The following is a 1,430-nucleotide window of genomic DNA, read 5'->3' as shown; positions in this document are numbered from 1 at the left end:
ATTAAATATCAATTAGTTATCTGGAATTCGTCCGCCGCAGGCGCGGCGCAGTGCGATTTTCTTTGCGCGCCGCTGAACCTTTCCGCGCCTTGCTGCGACCCAGCTTTGTCCAGGGCAAGGCGAGCTTGCCCGATCCACACCGAGGGAAGCAGCAAACCGAAATCGAAAGCCTGCATCACGCGAAGGCCGGTCCTTCGCGCTTCGGAAAACTCAACCCAAATCAAAGGAAATTGCCATGACCAACACCAAGATCACCATGCTGACCGCCGTCCTTCTGCTCGGCTCGTTCATGGGCGCCACACAGGCAGCCACCCTGAAGGCCGCACCGGTCAAGCCGTCCAGCCCGGGTGTCATCGCTGCCCCGAGCGGCGGGGCCACCGAAGACCACTACTGCAAGAACGGCCATGCAAAATTCGCCAATTGCAGCGCTGATTTCGTCGCCGCCTGCAAGAAGGTTGGTGGCACCATGTCGGATGTTCAGGGCTGGGGTGGGCGTACTTGCTTCACGCCCTCCTGATACCGTCTCAGGTCAGGCCGCGCCGTCGGCCCCTGGCTTCGCATGGATGTCACCCGGAAAACCCCGCTTCGGCGGGGTTTTCTGCGTTTTGATCGCACGATGGTAAAACATTCTCGTTTTGGTCAACTTTTGTTTATTTGACTTCGACCAACCTGATCGGCCGTTTGCGCTGATTGAGCAAAACAGAGGAGCTACAATGTCGGCAAGCACGGACAATCCCCGCAACGCCCTTGTCATCCCGGTCCTTGGCAGGTTTTACGCGGCCCTGCACGATGGTGCCGAAACCGTTCTTCGCGTCGTCGCCGGCGGGTTTCTCGCCATCCACGGTTCGCAGAAGATCACCAATCCTTTCGGCGCTGCCGAGATGGTCGAGGGTCTCGGCTTCTATCCGGGCGCGTTGTGGTCGTTGCTTCTGGCCTGCACTGAATTCTTTGGCGGCATCTTCATCGCCATCGGCTTTTTGACGCGGCCGGCCGCCTTTGCCGGCCTGTTCGTGCTGCTGGTCACGGTCTGGTTCCACTGGGTCACCATGGGCCAAGGCTATTCGGGTGCGGAAAAGTCGCTGCTGTGGGCAGCGATCCTGCTCTTCTTCGTCATTCGCGGCGGCAACCGCCATTCGGTCGACAACCGTATCGGCAAAGCGTTCTGACAGGCTGATAGCGACGACGCGTCGCCCTTTGCCTTTGGCACGAAACGGATTATGAAACGGCTTCAGCCAAGCCTGCGAGCGCCGGAGCCAGCCATGACCGAAATCCTGCAGACCCCAAAGCTCGTCGTCGTCTTTGGCGGGTCAGGCTTTGTCGGCCGCCATGTCGTGCGCGCGTTGGCCAAGCGCGGCTATCGCATCCGGGTCGCCTGCCGGCGGCCCGATCTCGCCGGCCATTTGCAGCCGCTCGGCAATGTCGGCCAGATC

Annotated in this window: 3 protein-coding genes; all 3 read left to right on the top strand. The window is 60.3% G+C overall.

What is annotated here, in order from left to right:
• Nucleotides 1–235 precede the first annotated feature (235 nt).
• The gene (locus tag ENZ75_RS31755; RefSeq protein ID WP_013528193.1) at nt 236–517 is read left to right on the top strand and encodes a hypothetical protein; all 282 of its coding nucleotides are present in this window, start codon (nt 236–238) and stop codon (nt 515–517) included.
• Between the two features lie 196 nt (nt 518–713).
• Complete coding sequence (locus ENZ75_RS31750; protein ID WP_013528194.1) at nt 714–1,166, top strand: DoxX family protein; 453 nt, start codon at nt 714–716, stop codon at nt 1,164–1,166.
• 93 nt (nt 1,167–1,259) lie between these two features.
• On the top strand, nt 1,260–1,430 hold a 171-nt coding region (locus ENZ75_RS31745), incomplete at its 3' end, for an NAD-dependent epimerase/dehydratase family protein (protein WP_128278617.1).

Source organism: Mesorhizobium sp. M7A.F.Ca.CA.002.04.1.1 (assembly GCF_004022805.1).
GTDB lineage: Bacteria > Pseudomonadota > Alphaproteobacteria > Rhizobiales > Rhizobiaceae > Mesorhizobium > Mesorhizobium ciceri.
Note: the sequence above shows the minus strand (reverse complement) of the source record. Positions and strands in the feature narration are given on the sequence as shown.